The 17,244-nt window shown below is 69.4% G+C and carries 15 protein-coding genes; 10 read left to right on the forward strand and 5 right to left on the reverse strand.

All coding sequences use genetic code 11. The features are described 5' to 3' along the window. The 5 genes from KCH48_RS37930 to KCH48_RS37950 are packed head-to-tail and all read left to right on the forward strand — an operon-like array spanning window position 1 to window position 8,219. Window positions 1-2,907 carry a hypothetical protein gene (locus tag KCH48_RS37930; RefSeq protein WP_210581947.1) on the forward strand — a complete coding sequence of 969 codons (2,907 nt, stop codon included), beginning with the start codon at window positions 1-3 and terminating at the stop codon, window positions 2,905-2,907. Between the two features lie 41 nt (window positions 2,908-2,948). Continuing rightward, a complete protein-coding gene (locus KCH48_RS37935) occupies window positions 2,949-4,049 on the forward strand; it encodes a bifunctional lytic transglycosylase/C40 family peptidase (RefSeq protein WP_307841058.1) in 1,101 nt (366 codons plus the stop codon). Beyond that, window positions 4,046-4,696 carry a hypothetical protein gene (locus KCH48_RS37940; RefSeq protein ID WP_210581949.1) on the forward strand — a complete coding sequence of 217 codons (651 nt, stop codon included), beginning with the start codon at window positions 4,046-4,048 and terminating at the stop codon, window positions 4,694-4,696. Before KCH48_RS37935 ends, KCH48_RS37940 begins: the two co-directional genes overlap by 4 nt. Further along, on the forward strand, window positions 4,672-7,299 hold the full coding sequence (locus KCH48_RS37945) for an ATP/GTP-binding protein (protein WP_210581951.1): 2,628 nt from the start codon (window positions 4,672-4,674) through the stop codon (window positions 7,297-7,299). Before KCH48_RS37940 ends, KCH48_RS37945 begins: the two co-directional genes overlap by 25 nt. Further along, a complete protein-coding gene (locus tag KCH48_RS37950) occupies window positions 7,296-8,219 on the forward strand; it encodes a replication-relaxation family protein (protein ID WP_246886503.1) in 924 nt (307 codons plus the stop codon). The genes KCH48_RS37945 and KCH48_RS37950 overlap by 4 nt, the downstream gene beginning before the upstream one ends. A gap of 25 nt (window positions 8,220-8,244) precedes the next feature. Here the strand turns inward: KCH48_RS37950 and KCH48_RS37955 are convergent, their stop codons facing one another. Together KCH48_RS37955 and KCH48_RS37960 are read right to left on the reverse strand one after the other, a co-directional pair. Beyond that, on the reverse strand, window positions 8,245-8,622 hold the full coding sequence (locus tag KCH48_RS37955) for a VOC family protein (RefSeq protein ID WP_210581955.1): 378 nt from the start codon (window positions 8,620-8,622) through the stop codon (window positions 8,245-8,247). Between the two features lie 242 nt (window positions 8,623-8,864). Continuing rightward, complete coding sequence (locus KCH48_RS37960) at window positions 8,865-10,043, reverse strand: serine hydrolase (RefSeq protein WP_210581957.1); 1,179 nt, start codon at window positions 10,041-10,043, stop codon at window positions 8,865-8,867. 253 nt (window positions 10,044-10,296) lie between these two features. Here KCH48_RS37960 and KCH48_RS43045 point away from each other — a divergent pair, with 253 nt between their 5' ends. Further along, entirely contained in the window at window positions 10,297-10,425 is a 129-nt protein-coding gene (locus KCH48_RS43045; protein ID WP_282615240.1) for a hypothetical protein, read from the forward strand. Between the two features lie 39 nt (window positions 10,426-10,464). Here the strand turns inward: KCH48_RS43045 and KCH48_RS37965 are convergent, their stop codons facing one another. Genes KCH48_RS37965 through KCH48_RS37975 form a run of 3 tightly spaced genes read right to left on the reverse strand, consistent with a single transcriptional unit; the run spans window position 10,465 to window position 13,546 of the window. Continuing rightward, window positions 10,465-11,913: a helix-turn-helix domain-containing protein gene (locus KCH48_RS37965; RefSeq protein ID WP_210581959.1), complete on the reverse strand. Its 1,449-nt coding sequence runs from the start codon at window positions 11,911-11,913 to the stop codon at window positions 10,465-10,467. Then, a complete protein-coding gene (locus tag KCH48_RS37970; protein WP_210581961.1) occupies window positions 11,910-12,704 on the reverse strand; it encodes an SAM-dependent methyltransferase in 795 nt (264 codons plus the stop codon). The genes KCH48_RS37965 and KCH48_RS37970 overlap by 4 nt, the downstream gene beginning before the upstream one ends. Further along, window positions 12,701-13,546: a helix-turn-helix transcriptional regulator gene (locus KCH48_RS37975; protein ID WP_210581963.1), complete on the reverse strand. Its 846-nt coding sequence runs from the start codon at window positions 13,544-13,546 to the stop codon at window positions 12,701-12,703. Before KCH48_RS37975 ends, KCH48_RS37970 begins: the two co-directional genes overlap by 4 nt. 873 nt (window positions 13,547-14,419) lie before the next feature. Here KCH48_RS37975 and KCH48_RS37980 point away from each other — a divergent pair. The 4 genes from KCH48_RS37980 to KCH48_RS42645 all read left to right on the forward strand — a co-directional run bounded on the left by KCH48_RS37980 (window position 14,420) and on the right by KCH48_RS42645 (window position 17,230). Continuing rightward, entirely contained in the window at window positions 14,420-15,172 is a 753-nt protein-coding gene (locus KCH48_RS37980; RefSeq protein ID WP_210581965.1) for a hypothetical protein, read from the forward strand. Next, complete coding sequence (locus tag KCH48_RS37985) at window positions 15,169-15,558, forward strand: hypothetical protein (protein ID WP_210581967.1); 390 nt, start codon at window positions 15,169-15,171, stop codon at window positions 15,556-15,558. Before KCH48_RS37980 ends, KCH48_RS37985 begins: the two co-directional genes overlap by 4 nt. 179 nt (window positions 15,559-15,737) lie before the next feature. Then, a complete protein-coding gene (locus KCH48_RS42640; RefSeq protein WP_246886505.1) occupies window positions 15,738-16,334 on the forward strand; it encodes a hypothetical protein in 597 nt (198 codons plus the stop codon). Continuing rightward, window positions 16,328-17,230, forward strand: coding sequence for an ATP/GTP-binding protein (locus KCH48_RS42645; protein ID WP_246886507.1), 903 nt, complete (start codon window positions 16,328-16,330; stop codon window positions 17,228-17,230). The genes KCH48_RS42640 and KCH48_RS42645 overlap by 7 nt, the downstream gene beginning before the upstream one ends. Window positions 17,231-17,244: the final 14 nt, after the last annotated feature.

The raw sequence follows: 17,244 nt of genomic DNA on the forward strand, positions 1-17,244 counted from the left end.
ATGTTCCGTCCAGACCGCGCCACCCTCCGCTCGACCGGCTTCGTCGTGCTGCTCACCGGCGTGTTCCTCATGGTGAACAGCCAGGTCGTGTACGCGGCGAGCAGCAACGGCGAGACCGGGGACCTGCTCGCCCCGCTGAACATCTATTCGTCCGAGGGCGCGCCGATCAATGGCTACGAACTGAACGCGTCAGGTGGCTCCATCCTCAGCTTCAAGACACAGTCCCTCGCCTTCGCCCTCTCGGGCCTGTTCACCCTGATCCGGCTGCTGGTCGGGCTAGCCGGGTGGGCGATCGAGGTGGCTCTCCGGTTCCCCCTGCTGAAGATCCTCACCGCTCCGGCGCAGAAGGTCTCCGACGCCTACAACAACGTGGTCGTGGACACGCTCGGGCTGAAAGGGCTGCTGCTGGCCTGGGCATTTGTTTTCGCCGGTTTCATGATCGTGCGCGGCCGGGTCGGCCGCGGTCTGGGCGAGATCTTCCTGACCCTGCTCATCGCGGCGTTCGCCGCGTCCGCGTTCGTCCGCCCCGACTACCTGCTCACCCAGGACGGGCCGCTGGGGCAGACCCAGCAGGTGGCCGCCGAAGTCGCCAAAGAGAGCGTCGACTCCTACGACTGGGGCGGAAAGCTCGCCAGCCGCGGCCCGTGCGACGGCATGGCCGGCAACCAGGAGATCAAGTGCCTTGAGCGGGAAGCCGAAGCCCCGGTCGCCTCCACCGACGTGGCCCGCCCCCTGCAGGACTCGATCACCAACGCCCTGATCGTCAAGCCGTACATGCTGCTGCAGTACGGGCGCATTCTCGACCCCGCCAAGGACTCCGACCGCAAGGCCTACTCGATCCACCTGAAGTGGATCAGCGGCGGCTACCAGACCTCCAAGGCCGGCGACGACGGCGACGGCGATGAGGACAACGGGTGTGACCAACTCGCCCCGCCTCTCCGGAAACACTGCGAAGAGCGGAACGAAAAGGAGGAGGACGAGAAGAACACCTGCAGCCTGCTCGACGGGCAGGCCAGACAGGTATGCGAACGCGACGGCGACGAGAAGGAGAACGAGGATCCCTGCGACCGGATCAAAGGCCCGGGCAAGGCGTACTGCGAGCGCGGCCACCAGGACGCGCTGCCCGGGGACGTCCCCGGGGGCGGGGTCGGGCTCGTCCCCGGCGAGTCGATAGCGGACATTGACAGTGCCTCTTTCAGTGAGGAAGGCCGCGAATTCGCGACGTTCCTCGCCGACTTGAAGAACGCCGGCGATGTCGGCAAGGCGTGCGCCGCCTATGCCGAGGAGCCGACCTGGTGGCGGGTCGGCGGCGCGTTGTTGATGCTGGTCGCCGCGCTGTTCATCTGCGGCATGCTGCTGTCGTCCGCGATCGTCCTCCTCGGCGCCCAGGGCATTTGTGCCGCGGCCGCGGCCGCAGGGGGCGTCACGTTCGTCGCGGGCATGCTGCCCGGTCCCGCACGGCAGTCGGTGTGGAAGTGGCTATCGATCTGGGGCATCGCGATCCTCGCCATGGTCGGCGTCTGCGCCTTCATACCGTTCTTCGGCATCGCCATCGACGCCATGATCACCGACGGCCCGGACCTGATGGTCGAGCGGATCCTGCTGATCGACGTGCTCGCCATCGCCGGCGCGGCCGGCCACCGCCGGCTCCTGACGGGAATCACCTCCTTCGGACATCGCATGGCCATGCGGATGCGCTACGCCAAGGTCGGCGGCACCCACCTGCCCGGCGACACCTCCGAGCTCGGCGCCGCACTTGCCATGAACTCCCCCGCCGCGATGGGCGGTTACGGTGGCGGGCTGCGAGCCTTCACGGGCGGTGGCGGCGGCCGGTACGGGATGCTCGGCACCCGCCAGCGGCTGATGGGCGCGCTCGCCTCCTTCGTCGACGGCGCGGGCATGCCGGTAGACACCGGCGGCATCCTCGCCGACGCCACCGCCGAAGCCGGACGCGGTCTGGCCCCGCTCACCGCGGCCGCGGCCGTGGGCGGACTGGGCGCACGCCTCGGCGCGAAGGGCGCGCACTGGCTGCTGATCGGCCGCCGGCCGGACAGAGAGCAGCTGGCCAAGTGGCAAAAGGCCACCGCCGGCGGGGACCCGAACACGGGCAGCCCGCCGGACGGCGGCGACGGTGGTCCCGGCGGTGCAGGGCCGCGCCGGCCCGGAGGTCCGCCCGACCGCTACCGCAACGAGCAGGGCCAGATCGTCGACCGCAACACCGGCCAGGTGCTGCACGACCAGGACACCGACCGCACGCTGCTGTCGACCCGCGCCCACAACCGGCTGGTCCGCTTCCGCGGCTACCGCATCCTGAACCGCGGCGGCCGGACCGTGTACGGGGCGACGGTCGGTGCCCCGGCAGGCGTCCGCCGGGCCCGGTCGGGAGGCTCGCGCTATGCCCAGGACGCCCGTCAGCAGGTGCGGGTATGGGGCAACACGGTCCGCGAGGACGGCCGGGCCTGGGCCGACACGGGCCGTCACGTGTCCCGTGTGCTGCGGGAACACACGGACGACAGCGGCGGAGCCGGCCCTTTTGTCAGCCGTCGCCTGCCGACCCGTTCGGCACCGGCTCCGCGGCCGACCGGGACCTCCAGCTCCCCGGGCCGCTCGAGGCCCGCGTCCCCCCGGACTAGTGCGCCCGCATCTCCAGCCCCGGCCAGCACGCGGCCGAGCGCCCCGCCAACGTCCCCGACACGACTCGGAGGCGGGCCGCCCCGGCGTCCGGCCAGCCCGGCACCGGACAGGTCCAGGCCGGCCTTTCCCGGAGGCGAAGGCGCTCGCAGCAGCACCCGTGACGAGGCGCGTGCCCGGTTCCAGGAGCTGATGCGGCGGACCGAGCCCGACGCCGCGCGGCTGCGCCAGGAACGGGAGCAGCGGCAGCGCGACGAGGGCGGTGAGGACGAGTGAGGCCGGCCCGGCGCCGCATGGCGCGGTGGGGGTGTGCAGTGGTGCTCTTGGGTTTCGCCGCCGCGTGCTGTGCCGCACCTGTAGGGAACGCGATCAGCGCGTACGTCGCGCAGGGTGCGCAGGACGACGGTGGGATCGCCGAGGGTGGCAGCGCCGTGGACGCCCCGCCGCGCATGCGCACCGCTTACAGGAAGGCCGTCCAGCAGGTCGGGAAGCATGTGCCGAAGTGCCAGGGCATGCGCTGGCCGATCCTGGCCGGGATCGCCAAGGTCGAGTCGAACCACGCTGTGGGCCGGAACATCGCCGGCAACGGAGACATCCGCCCGAAGATCTACGGGGTGCTCCTCAACGGTTCCGGGGCGGGTGGCAACACCTCCGTCTTCCCGGACACCGATGGTGGCAAGTGGGACGGCACCTCCGGGGGTGAGCGTGCCGTTGGTCCCTTCCAGTTCCTGCCCTCCACCTGGGAGGGCGTCGGGAAGGACGCAGGCGGCGACAAGACCGCCGACCCGCACAACGCCGACGACGCCGCGCTCGGCGCCGCGATCTACCTGTGCGGCAATGGTCGGGACCTGACGCAGCGGGCGCAGCTGAAGGCCGCGATCCTGCAGTACAACCACTCCACTGAGTACCTCGCCAACGTGCTGGGCTGGATCGACCAGTACACGGCGGCCGCCAAGGACCCGGACCTGAAGAACGTGTCCGGGAAGGTCCGCACCGTCATCGAGGCGGCGCTGTCCCAGCGCGGTGTCCCGTACTCGTGGGGCGGCGGCAACGCGAGCGGCAAGTCGACCGGAATCTGCTGCTCGCCCAGCGGGAAGAGCGGAACGAACATCAAGGGTTTCGACTGCTCGGGCCTGACCACGTACGCGTACGCCAAGGTCGGCATCCAACTCCCGCGCACAGCGGCCGCCCAGGCCAGTGTCGGCCAGCGGATCCCCGCGAGTCTCGGCACTGGTGCCCTCAAGGCGGGGGACCTGGTCTTCTACGCCTACGCACCGGGCCGCGACTCGACGATCTATCACGTCGGCATCTACCTCGGAAGCGGTCAAATGATCAACGCTGCCCGCCCGGGCACCGTCGTGCGGCTGGACGCGGTCAGCGCGATGTCTGGCTTTGCCGGAGGGGCCCGGCTGCTATGACGACGCCACCGGCGCGCTCACCGCGCCTGCTGCTGGTCACCACCATGGTCCTCACGATGGCCGGCGTCGTCTTGCTGACGCTGCCTCACCAGTCCAACACCGTTCCCGAGACACCGCCCCCGGCGGCAGCCTCGGCGGTCCGCCCGTCATCACCTTCCACCGGCGAGGACCCTGCGGCCAGCGGACCAGGCCCGTCGAAGACGACGCCTACTACGCCGACCGGGTCGGCGATCGCATCGGCGCTGCCGCCACACGGTGAAGGAGTGGCTGGCGATCGGGCCATCCAGCAGACCCTGGAGGCCGCTTGGCCTGCGGACCTTTCCGCTGAGGACGAGCGGCAGCTCCGCGCGGAGGGCCGTGAACTGCTGCGCGCGGACGCCACCGGGATTGGCCGCGCCAAGTGGCTCGTGTTCTTCGGCGACCCGGATCAGGCGATCGCGCCGGCGTTCGCCACCGCCCGCTTCCGCATCCAGGCCGTCATCGCCCGCCGCGACGGCTCCGACGACCAGGCGGTGGTGCACCTGGTGTGGGCGGGCACCGACCGGGGCGGCACCTACACCGACGGCCGCATCACCGACCTGCACTTCACCCGCGCGACTGCGAACAAGGACGGAGGCGCCACGTGGACGCCGCAGCCCCGTACGTGACCGATCCCGCCGAGGAGACGGCGGCCGGTCAGGCACTCGGCCTGCTCACCACCCTGGTCAACGCCGCTGACTGGCTCTACGACCACTGGTATCTGCTCGCCCTGGTCATCGCCGCGTGCTGGGGCGTGGGCGAGATGGTGGTGCGCCGCCTCGCGGCGCGCGCCTCGGCCGAGCGGATGGCCCTCGAGCTCGTCTCCAGCCGGCACTTCGACCCGAGTCTGGAGGAGATCTTCCGCCGCGGCGTCCAGCTCGCCCGCGCTTCGACCGCCATGCCCTGGTGGGCGCCCCGCCGGGCGAAGACGGTCCAGATCCGGCTGCGCGCGGACGGCACCGCGCCGCTGCGCTACCGCATCGAAGGCCCCGCAGGCGGTGAACGCCTGCTGTCCATCACCCCGTTCGGGCCGGACATCACCGTCAACCGGGCGAGGCCGAGCGTCGACGAGCCCCGGACCAATACCGTGCGGGCCGAGTTCATCCTGCGCGGCAAGCTCACCGCCCCGCTGCGCGAGGTGCCGCTCACCCCCGACCCGCTCCAGCCGCTCGTCGACGCCGTGGCCGACCTGCGCGCCGAGCTCGGCGACCTCGCCGAGATACGCCTCGACATCCAGCGCGCCCCGAAGTGGGCGCTGCGGGCGCGCCGCCTGCAGCTGATGAGCGCCGCGCGCCGGTCCGAACGCCGGGAGGCCCAGCGGTCCGCGCGCTGGCTGAGGCAGGACGCCAGTGGCATCGAGGACTCGATGGGCTGGCAGTTGCAGCAGCTCCTCAGTGACAAACCCGGCTCGGGATCCGGCCGGCGGCTGGTGATGCCGCCGGTGCCCCGTCGGGTGGAGCCGGCCGAGGCGCTGGGCAAGCTCGCCGAGGACGACCACCTGGTCCGCGTCCAGTTGCTCGTGATGTGCGCCTCGAACACCGAGGGCCGCGCTCAGGCCCGGCTCGCCCAACTCCAGGCCGCGTTCGACGTGTTCGGCGGCCGCTCCCGGTGGGCCATGCGCGGCTGGCGGCTCGGTCCGTGGCGGGTGGGCGCCGACCACTGGCCCACCCGGCATGGCTTCGAGCGCCGCTGGAACCTGGGGCACTGCCAGCCGCCCCGCGCGAACTGGGTCCGGCTGGAGGAATTGTGCGGCCTGCTCAAGCCGCCCACCGTGCACTGCCGGCTGCCGGTGCTCGCCGGTGACCTGCCGACGTTCGCCTTTGGTGAGCCCGAGTTGCTGCTGCAGGGCATCTATCGGGGTCCGGACGGCCGCGAGCGGCTGGTCGCCACCTACGCCGAGGAGACCCTGTTCGAGGTCGGGGTCGGAAAGGCGGGCGGTGGCAAGACGGAACGCGCGCTGGCGCAGGCGATCGGCTGGGCGCATGCGGGCGGGGGGCTGGTCTTCGTCGACCCGCACCGCGACTCGTGGCCGCGCGCCCTCCCGTTCCTGGCGCACGAGGCCCTGATGGAGCGGATCGCGCTGATCGACCTCAACGGTCTCGGTCCCAACCCGCGGGTGAGTTCGTGGAATCCGCTCGGGATGCACCAGGGCCAGGCCGGGCACGAGGTCGTCGAGGCGATCGCCGACGCCTATGCCTCCGCATTGGCCTGGGACGACGCGACCGCCCCGCGTGCGCTCACCATCCTCACCGCCGCGCTCACGGTCCTGGTCGCGGTCAACGAGGCGGCCTGCCAGGCCGGCCGGCCCGAGGACCAGGCCACGATCTTCCACGTACGGGCCCTGATCACCGACGCCAAGTTCCGCAAGGCAGCGCTCGCCGCGGTGGCGGGCCGGCTGGATGAGGAGACCCGCGCGTGGTGGCAGTCGGTGTTCCCGACCCTGCCGCCCGACGCGTTCGCCGTCGTCCTCAACCCGATCGCCCGCCTGGCCGCCAACCCCATCACCCGCGCCTTCCTCGGCCAGCCAATCGGTGTCTACAACATCCGCGCGGCGATGGACTCCAAGATGATCGTGTGGGTGTGCCCGGGCGGCAACGGCCCCACCGACCGCCTGCTCACCGCGCTGCTGGCCCGCGATCTGCTGCGGGCCGCACGCTCCCGCCGCGACACACCCGAGGAGAGGCGGGTGCCGTTCCGCCCGTACTTCGACGAGCTGATCACCCTGACCGGCGCGGCCCCGGAGACCATCGCCGCGATGTTCGAGGACTTCCGCAAGTACCGGTGCCACGTCCACGGCATGACGCAGCTGCTGTCCCGCCTGCCCACGCCGGTGCGGCTGTCCCTTGTGCAGAACGCGTCCACGCTGGCCACCACCGCAGGGTCGAAGTCCGCGATCGCGCCCATCACCGCCGAGTGGGGCGACAACCCCAGCCCCGACCGGGTCGCCACCATGGAACGGTTCGAGCACTACGTGTCCATGAACGTGCACGGCCGCCGGGTCGGACCCGTCCAGCTGCGCGGGCCCCATCTCGACGACGTCTTCGCCGCCCAGGCCCGCCCGAAGGATGTCCCCGATCTGGAGCGGGCCGCCTACACGAACGCCCAAGCGCTTCCGCTCAACCAGCTCACCGACCGGGCCGCGCAGCAGCTCGGCCGCGTCGTCGCCTTCCTCGCCGCGCTCTCCCCCGCCGGCGCCACCGCTGCCCACCTGTCGAAGGACGAATGGAAATGACCACCGCCCCGCCCAAGGACCGCACGACGGCGGGTTTCACGCCCAGCCCCGTGGAACCCCTCGTGCATCAGCTCCTGGCCACACTCGCCCAGCACCGGATGGCCTCCACCCACCAGCTGCACGTCCTGCTGCGGCCCGACCGCTCCCGCCAGTCGGTGTCGGAGCGGCTCAACGAGCTGCTCGGCGAGCGCCTGGTCGACTTCGTCGTACTGCCCCAGTCGAACCGCACCCGGGTCTGGTACCTCACACCGAAGGGCGCCCGCCTGACGAGGGACTGGCCCGCGCTGCGCGGACGCCCCCCGTATCCGATCACCTCGGCCACGGCAGCCTCGCTGAAGACCCCGCACACCCTTACCGTCCTGCGCACACACCTGGTGTTCGTCGCCGATGCCCGCCGACGCGGCGACGAGCACGGCCACCTCGACTGGACGCCTGAGGTGTTCCACGCGATCGGCGACGGCGAGAAGATCGTCGCCGACGCGGTCATGCACTACACCCTGATCGACGGCCAACAGCGGCGGAAACTGCGAGCGTTCGTCGAGGTCGACCGGGCCACCATGAGCAGCGAGCGCCTAGCCGCCAAGCTGATCGAGTACGCGCGGTTGTGGTCGTACGAACCACAGCCGGTCGGCCGGCGCCGCCCTGCCTCCGGGCCCGGCTGGCTGCGCTGGTACCCGGTGTTTCCCCGGGTCCTGTTCGTGCTGACCGGCGCTGGGCGTCAGGCGATGGACAACCGGATCAGCGACCTCAAGGCCATGGTCGCCCATCATCCGCTCGTGGCTGAGATGGCCCGCGAGGTGCCGCTGGGAGCGGTCGTCCTGGACGACCTCGAAGGGCACGGCCCCACCTCTGACGTGTGGGTGCCGCTGGCCGGGGGCCAGCCCCGGCCGTGGACCGAGCTTGCGGGGGCGGCGGCGTGACGGAATTTGATCCTGTCTCGGATGCTCATACGGCGTCCGCACCGGCGGGTTCCCAGAGCTGGATCGGGGTGCCCGCCGGGTCGCTGAGCTCGGCGAACCGGCCATTGGGGTAGTCCTGCTCATGGACATCGACCTGGATGCCCGCGCTCCGCAGCTGGGCCACCATGGCATCGAGATCGCGAACCCGGAAGTTGATCGCCCACTGCTGTTCGGGGGTGCGGAAATGCTCCGATCCGCTCGGGAGCGGGGCGAACACAGTCGGTCCAGTCTCGGTCTCCCAGGACCGTTCATCGTAGGTATCCGGTGGGCGTCCTACGCCGAGGTGAGTCTCATACCAACTGGCCAGTGCCTCGGGGTCGCTGGCACGGAAGAAGATGCCGCCGATGCCTGTCACGCGTTCCATGCCGCCATCCTGCTCTGTCGGCCCGCTCGCAGCCCATGGATTGAGTCTCAACGTTCCGGAGTACGGCGGAGCTACCGAGTCACAGGCTCGACCCACCCGGGCGACTCGCGACGGACTTCATGCCCACCCAATGATCATGTTCGAATGCGTGCTCCTCTTGTCCGGTTCGGTCGCAGCCCAGTGTGTTCAGCTCGCCGGCGTGGTCGCCACAGACACATTCGGCCTTCCCTTTTTGGGCGAGGTCAGGAGTTGTCGGAGGTGAGTGCGGCGACCACCCGGTTGATCATGTCCTCGTCCGTGGTCAACGGGGTCGGGGTGTAGGACAGGACGAAGCGGAGCCGGAGGTCGAGGGTGGAGAACACGCGGGTGCGGTAGCCGTACATCTCGCCAGTCTTTCCCCAGAACGTCACGCCGTTCACCGTGGCCGTCTGCAGGCCCATGCTGTAGCGGGCGGGGCTGCCGTCCTTCAGCATGCGGACCTCGGCCGGGGGAAGTGTGCACAGCTTGTCCATCGCCCGGGGCGGCAGCAAGTCGCCGGAGAACAACGCCTGTTGGAAACTGAAGAGATCGTCGACGGTGGAGACCAGTTCGCCCTCGCCCCATGTGCTGGAGGGGTTGTAGACGGTGGCGTCGCGCAGGGAGCCGTCGGTCATCCGTAGATAGCCGTGGACATGCGGACCGTGCAGGCGGGGGTCGTCGCCCGGTAGCAGCGTGCGCTTGAGGCCGAGCGGTCGCAGGACGCGGCAGCCGATCGCCTCGCCGTAGCGTTGTCCGGTCAGCTTTTCGATGAGGAGGGCGAGGAGTACGTAGTTGATGCCCCGGTATTCCTGTTTGGTGCCCGGGCGGAACTTCAGTGGGCCGTGCGTCACTGTCCGCACCCACTCGTGCGGCGTCCAGCGGTCGAACCGGTGCCTCAGGGCGGCCTCCGGCGTGCTCGTGTCGGGGATGCCCTGGTGGTCGGGGATTCCGCTGGTGTGGTTGAGGAGTTGGGTGACGGTGATGCGAGCGAAGTCGGACGGGAGCAGCCCCGGAAGGTAGCGCCCGATCGGTGCGTTCAGCTCCACGCGGCGCTCTGTCCACAGCTGGAGTACGACCGTGGCCACGAAGGCCTTGGTGACGCTGCCCGCGCGGAACTTGTCGTCGGGGCGTGCGGCACGCCCGGTGGTGAGGTCGGCCATGCCTGTGGTGCCGTACCAGTGGTCCGTGCCGTGGGCGGCACGTAGTTGGGCGGAGGTGGCCGGCGGGTGGGAGAGGTCGGAGATCGCCGCCTGTAAGGCGTCGGTGTCCAAGCCGGCGTCCAACTCCTCAGGTCTGGCGGAGTCCGCCGCCGCCCGGGAAGCCGCACTTCCGGCCGCGACCAGCACGGCACCGGCCACAGAACCACGGGCCAGAGAACGTCGGGAGATCGACTGAGAGTTCATGGAGCTCATGCTGCCGACGGCCTCGTACGCCGGGTATCCGGGATGTCCCCCTGGTATCCCTGATCCAACCCGTACCTGGCGGTACTCAAGTTAATCCAAGAACGTCACAGTGAGTCGACATCCCTTCGGTGTACGCCGCTGCCCCGCAAACGTCGGACCCAGTTCCGGAGTCTCGACGCTCACGAGAGGCCGTAGATCACCGACATCAGGCAGGCCAAGCGACTTGCAGGCCATGGTCGACCACCATCCACTCGTGGCCGAGATGGCCCGCGAGGTGCCGCTCGGAGCGGTCGTCCTGAACGACCTCGAAGAGCACGGCCCCACCTCTGACGTGTGGGTGCCGCTGGCCGGCGGGGGACGACGGTCCTGGACCGAACAGTGACATCCCCGCTCCGGTTGGCTGTAGAGAAGAACGCTCTTTTCAGGGCTGTTGTCCCCGGTAGGTTCTGCCTCCTCGCCGCGGCAACCGGGCCGGGGTGTCCTCGGGGGTCGCGATCGTCTCGGCGGCCAGGTGGAGTTCGGCCCGCACGGTCGCGGACGACAGATCCAGGGATAGTGCCCTGCCGCACTTACTGAGCCAGTCGGTGAGCGTACTGCGGCTCAGGCCTAGCTCGGAGGCAGCGGGCGCTGTGCGGCCGCGGTGTTGGAGCCAGCAGCGAAGGGCGATACGCAGCGGCTTGTCCAGAGGTCTGAGGAGGGCGGTAGCCCAGTGATGGGCGTCGTCGGGGCCGAGTAGATCGGTGGGCAGCGGGGGGTCTGGAACAAGGCGTGCGGATGTGCTGACTTGTGGGGAAGGTACCGGGGCCCGCAACGCCAGCAGGAGTTGTGCCTGCACGGTGGGGTTGTCCAGGTCGGCGGCCAGGGCAGTGCCGATCCAGCGCAAGCGTGCACGAACCGTGCCTTCGGACACGTCGAGCACTGCTGCGGCGGCCTGAGCGGACCCCGACCGCAGGTATGCCTCCAGCGTCCGGTGCTGCTCGCGGGTGAGGGGCGTAAGGACGGCGGCGGACCAGCGGGCGAGCCGGTCGGCGGGCACGGCGCGGAGCAGCCCGTGCGAACCCAGGAAGGTCGCGGACGCCAGGCAGCCGGGAGTTGCGCCGTGCCGCGCGTTGCCGGCCTCGGCCCATGCCGTGGCGACCATGTCCAGCGGCAATGGGTCCGAGACGCCGCCGACCAGTTGATGGCGCTCTACGATGCGCGCGACGTAAGGGCGGGCCACGTGGCGGTCGTGGCCGAGGCCGTGGAGCGCTACGACCGCCACCTCGGTTCCCTCCATACACACCAGCATGCGGGGGGCTTTGGAAGTCACGCTGGGCTGCGCTGCTCGCCAATGAGTCTGATAGGCGGCATGCATCTGCGGACCGGCCAGCCGGAACACCGTCGCGTGGGTGGCGGCGGTGCCCAGCACGTCGGTCGCCAGATGGGGCTGGCCGCTCAGCAGGAGATGCAGGACGGCGGTGTGCAGTCTCTGCTCAGAGTGGCGGGTGTCCTCCGCCCGGCGAACCCGCGCCCGCATTCTGAGCAGATCGACGCAGGTCCGCGCGATCAGGTCAATGCGCGATACGGGCGATGCCTGGCCGGGACGGATAACGAGGACGCCACCGGTCATCTTGCGGATCGTCAGGTGCGGGTGCAGGCGGGGGTGCGCGGCGGCACGCACCCCTTCAGGTCCGGCGGTGTCTGGGGTGCTGCAGACGACGCCGCCCGTGAGGTCCGCCAGGACCGCCGAGCCCTCGGCCAGGACTGCGGCTTCGGCAATGAGCTGGGCGTCCGAGTGGGCTGCTGCCCGGGTGAGTCGTCGCACCACCTGGTATCGGGTCACCTTCATGGGGCGGGCAGGCATGGGCGGCCCGGCACGGCTCGTCGTCATGGGATCCGTGCGACCCCGCCCCAGCCCGCGCGGTCGGTGAGCGTGCCGGTGTTCGCGTCGGGGCGCCAGCGCGGCCAGCTCGTGAACCCGGGTTCGACCAGTTCGGTGCCTTCGAAGAGTTCGACGGCCACCGACGGCTCCCGGAAGATGTAGGGGATCGCACCGGAGCTGTTGTACTCGTCCTGCACCGCTTGGTGTTCCTGGTCTGCGGCGGTGGAGTGGCTCAGTGACAGGTAGCTGCCCGGGGGAAGCTGCTCGACCAGCCGGCGCACCAGACCTCTGGCTTCGGTCCAGTCCTCGATGTGGCCCAGCACGTCGTTGATGACCAGGGCAGTGGGCTGGGTCCTGTCCAGCGTCTTGGCCGCGCCGGTTAAGACGGCGTCCGTGTCGCGCATGTCCGCCTGCACATAGGCGGTGGCGCCCTCGGGGGTGCTGGTGAGCAGCGCATGGACGTGCAGCAGCACGATCGGGTCGTGGTCGATGTAGACCACGCGGCAGTCGGGCGAGATCCGCTGTGCGACTTCGTGAGTGTTGTTGCTGGTCGGCAGCCCGGCGCCCAGGTCGATGAACTGCCGGATCCCTGCCTTGGCGAGGAAGGCGGTGGTACGTCGGAGGAAGTCCCGTGATTCCTTGGCGAACGGGACGATGTTGGGGTACTTGCTGCTGTAGGCGTCACCGGCGGCCTGGTCGGCGGGGTAGTGGTCTTTTCCGCCCAGCCAGTAGTTCCAGACGCGCGCACTGTGCGCGACGGACGTGTCGATCGGCTGATGCGGGCGAGTCGGTTCGGTCATGTCAGTACGTCTTTCGATTCGTCGGGATGGGGTGCGATGACGCAGGTGTGGTCCATCAACAGGTGATACGCCGACACCGCGTGCAGGCTGCTTGAGACGTCAGCGGCTCCTGCCAGATCTCCTTCACGGACTACGTGGTCGGGGATCCCCGGCACGTCAACCCGGTACAGGGTCACGGTCGGCATGCCGGTCATGGGGTGGCACGGACCGTCCAGCGGGTGGATCTGCAAGGTCACATCGGGGCGATCGACGGCTGCCCGCAGTGCCTGCCGCTGCTCGGCCATCACATCCTCGTCGCCTACGGACGTGCGCAGCGCCGCGGCGGACATGATGGCCCAGATGCGGGTGTTCTGGTGACGCAGCCGCTTCTGGCGTTCCATGAGCAGCTCGGTCCGGCGGTCCTTGTCCGCAGGGGACAGGTCAGGTCTGCGGACGTTGTCGACGGCGCGCGCATAGGACCGTGTACGAAGCAGGGCAGGAACGAGTGCCGGCTCCCACACGCGGATGATCCGGGCCGCGGATTCCACACTCATGAGGTCCAGCTGCCAGGAGTCCATGACAGACCGCCACGGATGCCACCACCCCGGGAGATTGGCAGTCGCGAGCTGGCCGAGGAACGCTTCGATTTCGGCCGTGCCCGCGCCGTACGCCGTGAGCAGGGCATGGACCTGACCTTCGTCCAGGGAGGTCTCGGCCTGCTCAATGCGGCGCACTGTTGCGGTGTGGGCCCCCAGCGCCTGGGCGGCCTCGCCCCGGGACATTCCGGCCGCCTCACGCAACGTTTTGAGCCGGGTGGCTAGAACCAGGTGCGCGACGGTCCTGCCAGACCTTGCGCGAGCCACAGCATCCCCTTCCGGCACTTTCTACAACCTGCGGGTAGTGCAAACTCTGTATCTTGCAATCTCCGTTCACAACCCTTTGAGTATGTCTAACCCGCCGCAACCGGCGCGCAGTTGGTGGGTGACGGCATGCCACGAGATCGCGGTCGGCCGCCGACGGGGGCTCCGTTCACATACGTGCCGTCGCACCGGGCCGGGAGTAAGTCGGGTGCGGTCGACGTCTATGGGGACAGGATCGGGAGGACGCATGGACAGACGTGATCTGCGGCAGTCGGCCCCTGGAGGGGGTGCCGTCAGCAGGAGGGACGACGGCGCCGGATCCGGTTCGGCGGCTATGCGCGCCTGCACGACGTAACACGCACAGAGGTGGCCGCCCTCGGAGGGAACGGCCACCTGGCGACTCATCCGAGTCAGGCACACCAGGTACGGACCCATCCATCACTGGGGTGCTCCGGTCGGCGTGTTCGCGGCACGCCGCTGGGCTCAGGATAGACCGGCTCACGCACAGGTTCGCGACGTCCTGTGCCGTCCGGCCGGATCCCGATTCTGAGCCCCGGGGTGCCCTGCCCTCACCGAAGGGAGTGACATGCACACTACATACTTAGGTGCTGCGGGCCATCCCCCGCCCGCCGCTCCCGGCACTGCACGCCGCACCCCGGCACTCCGGCCCCCGCAACAGCCCCCGAAGAGGCCACCGACCGGCACCGACCGGTGACTGCGATGCACAGCCGCAGCTCATACCGGCCTTTGCTCGCCCGGCAGCCGGCTTGCCGCGCCGCGGTGACCGACGGTCATCCAGCCGACTCACCCTGACGTCCGGAGGGCATAACCGTGCACACGACAGCACGCCACCCGGTTCTTCTGATTGGTTCCGGCATGCGCGAGTACCACTTGCACAGTCTCCTGCAGATTGCCGCCGCGCATCCCTTGGTCCTGGTCGACCGCGCCGTGCCGCCCTGGGCGCGCCCTTATCTGGCAGGAGAGGTCACCGCCAGTTTGTCCGACCCTGGCGAAGTCACCGCAGCGGTCGGGAAGTTCCTCGTCGACCACTCCGTCGGCGGGCTCGTCACTTACGAGCCCCGCCATGCCAGGCTCGCCGCCCACCTGGGCCTGCCCGGCAACTCCCCTGCAGCCGTCGCCACATGCCAAGCCCCGGCCAGAGCTCGGCACGTACTGCGGGAAGCTGACGTCCCCTCCATGCACTCCCCGAACCAACTGGGCAACGCCTTCGAGGACCTAGTGGAGACCGGCGGCAAGAAGGAGGGCCAGCGGCTGGCCCCCACCAAGGAGTTCACCAAGATCTACACGAACCGCACCAAGGTCAAAGAGGCCAGCTTCGCCACGGTCAAGCACTTCGACGGGAAACCGGCGCACCCGAAGGTGTACGCGCTGCGCCTGGCCGACGGTGGCGTCCTCGCGCTGTTCCCGAGCGCCTACACCATCGAATACCTCCACAAGCGGTTCATGAACGGCGGCAGGATCATCCCGGGCCCGGCGGAGGCCGTCTACAACAGCGAGCAGCGGCCCCTGATCACGGACGAGTATCAGGGCCAGGCCCTCGCGACACTGACCCCGACGGGCAAGCCAAAGGTGCTCACCCACAGGTACACGATGGTGAACTCCCGATGAGACCCGCCCAGACATCCTCGCCGCGCATCCCGCAATCGCGTCGGCAAACGTTCGCGACCCTCGACGGGTGGGCCCGCAACCGCGACCAGCGCTTCGCACGGTTCCTCACCAAACGGCTGGCCGAGGCCGAGGCACTCGGCTGCTGCCTCGCCGAACTCAAGGCCCTGGCCGGCGTGCAAGACGTCTTCGCCGAATGGCTCGCCCAACGCGACCTCGCCACCGAGGACACCGACGACCTGCACCTTAACCAGGTCAGCACCCTTGGCTGGGCGTTGCGCAGCGTCGCTCACAGTATCTGGGCCGGCCATCCCGAGTGGGAACTGTCCTTCCATCCCGCCGCAACCAAACCGCCGATCGACCCGCCGAAGGCCTTGCTCGGCAGGTGAGCGAAGGCATCCAAGTTACTGAGATCAACTCGCCTAGCGCACTGGGAAGTTGCCTGGCATATGCGTAATCTTCTCGCTACGCAAACGCACCACCGCGGCTTGACCGTGCCGCGGATCCGGGCTGCCGTGCACCGGTGGCAGCGGCGGCCATGTCATACCGCGCTCCACGGGGAGGCTTCATGAAACGCTGCGCACACCACTCCGCTGTTCACTTCCGAAAGACCGCCACCGCGTCCCTCGCACTGTGCGCCGCGCTCGCCCTGACCGCGTGCAGCTCATCCGACGGGAAAGACGAGGCGAGCGACGAGTCACCGACGGTCACGCAGTCGCCGACAGCTTCTGCCAGCGCTGATCCGGAGGAGACCGCGAAGAAGGAAGCGATCGCAGCGTACGAGGCCTACTGGCAGGAGATGGAAAAGCTCTACGCCGACCGTACTGGCAAGAGCGCGCATCTTGATCAGTACGCCGCGTCCGCCGCCTTGAAAAACGCCGAGGCAGACGCTAAGCGCGCTCATGACCGCGGCCGCGTCTACACCGGCAGCGTCGCCGTCACCGACCAGAGGGTCACCAAGGTCGACGCCACGGGCAAGATCCCGAACGCGACTGTATCCAGCTGCCTGGACATCTCCAAGTGGCAGACCGTCGATGCCGCAACCAAGAAGCCGGTGTCCCTCCCGGAGAACCGGCTGACGAAGTACCGAATCGTCAGCACCGTCGAGAAGTATCCGGAAGGGTGGCGCGTCACCCGCGATGAGCCGCAGGGGAAGTCATGCTGACCCGCCGTATCGCGGTTACTGCGGCGACTGTCTTGGCTGCAGCGCTTGCAGCCCCCGTCAACGCCTTCGCGGAAGATGACCCCACGGGCGGCGGTATCGAGTGCGGCCTGTACAACTGCGAGGTTGAGGTCGATGTGCCTGGGCAGGCCGGTGGCCAAGACGGCAGCGAGGGCACGGGCGGAGGCGGATCATCAAGCGGTAATGACGACGGCTCCTACGTGAACCCAGACGGCACGCTCGACAAGGTCTGCACCTACAAACTGGCAGACCCTCAGCCGCCCGCTGGCAGCCTGGACTGGCAAGGCCACGAACCCGGCGATGGAGCCGTGTACGAGAAGTCCTGCTCTGTGGCCCCCGACGGCGAAGAGGACCTCTGGGTGGCTGAGATGGTGTGGCTGGCTGAGCCGCCCGAGCAGGAGGCCGTCGACCCGGCTGTCTTGGCGCAGCGGGCAGTCGACTCCATGACACTGCTCGGCCCGGACATCGCAAGCCCGCGCGCGGCCGGGAAGTACACGGTCAGTGTCCCGATGTGGATGTGGGTCAACCAGAGCGCCACGACGTATGGGCCCAACTCCGCGTCGGCGTCGGCGGGCGGGGTCACCGTGACCGCGACCGCGAAGGTGTCGAAGATCGTGTGGAAGATGGGCGACGGCGCCAGCGTGACGTGCAACGGCCCCGGTACGCCCTACCAGCCATCCGAGGGCATGGCCGAGTCGCCGACCTGCGGACACGTGTACTCCAAGACCTCGAGCGGCTCCCAGGGCGGCAAGTTCCCGGTCACAGCGACCTCAACGTGGACGATCGACTGGCAGGGCGGCGGAGCGGCCGGCCAGCTCACCGAGATCCGGCAAACCAACGTGCAGGTGGCGATCGGCGAGCTACAGGTCGTCAGGTAACGCCGCGGAAGGAC

Source organism: Streptomyces sp. GESEQ-4, from assembly GCF_017948455.1.
GTDB lineage: Bacteria > Actinomycetota > Actinomycetes > Streptomycetales > Streptomycetaceae > Streptomyces.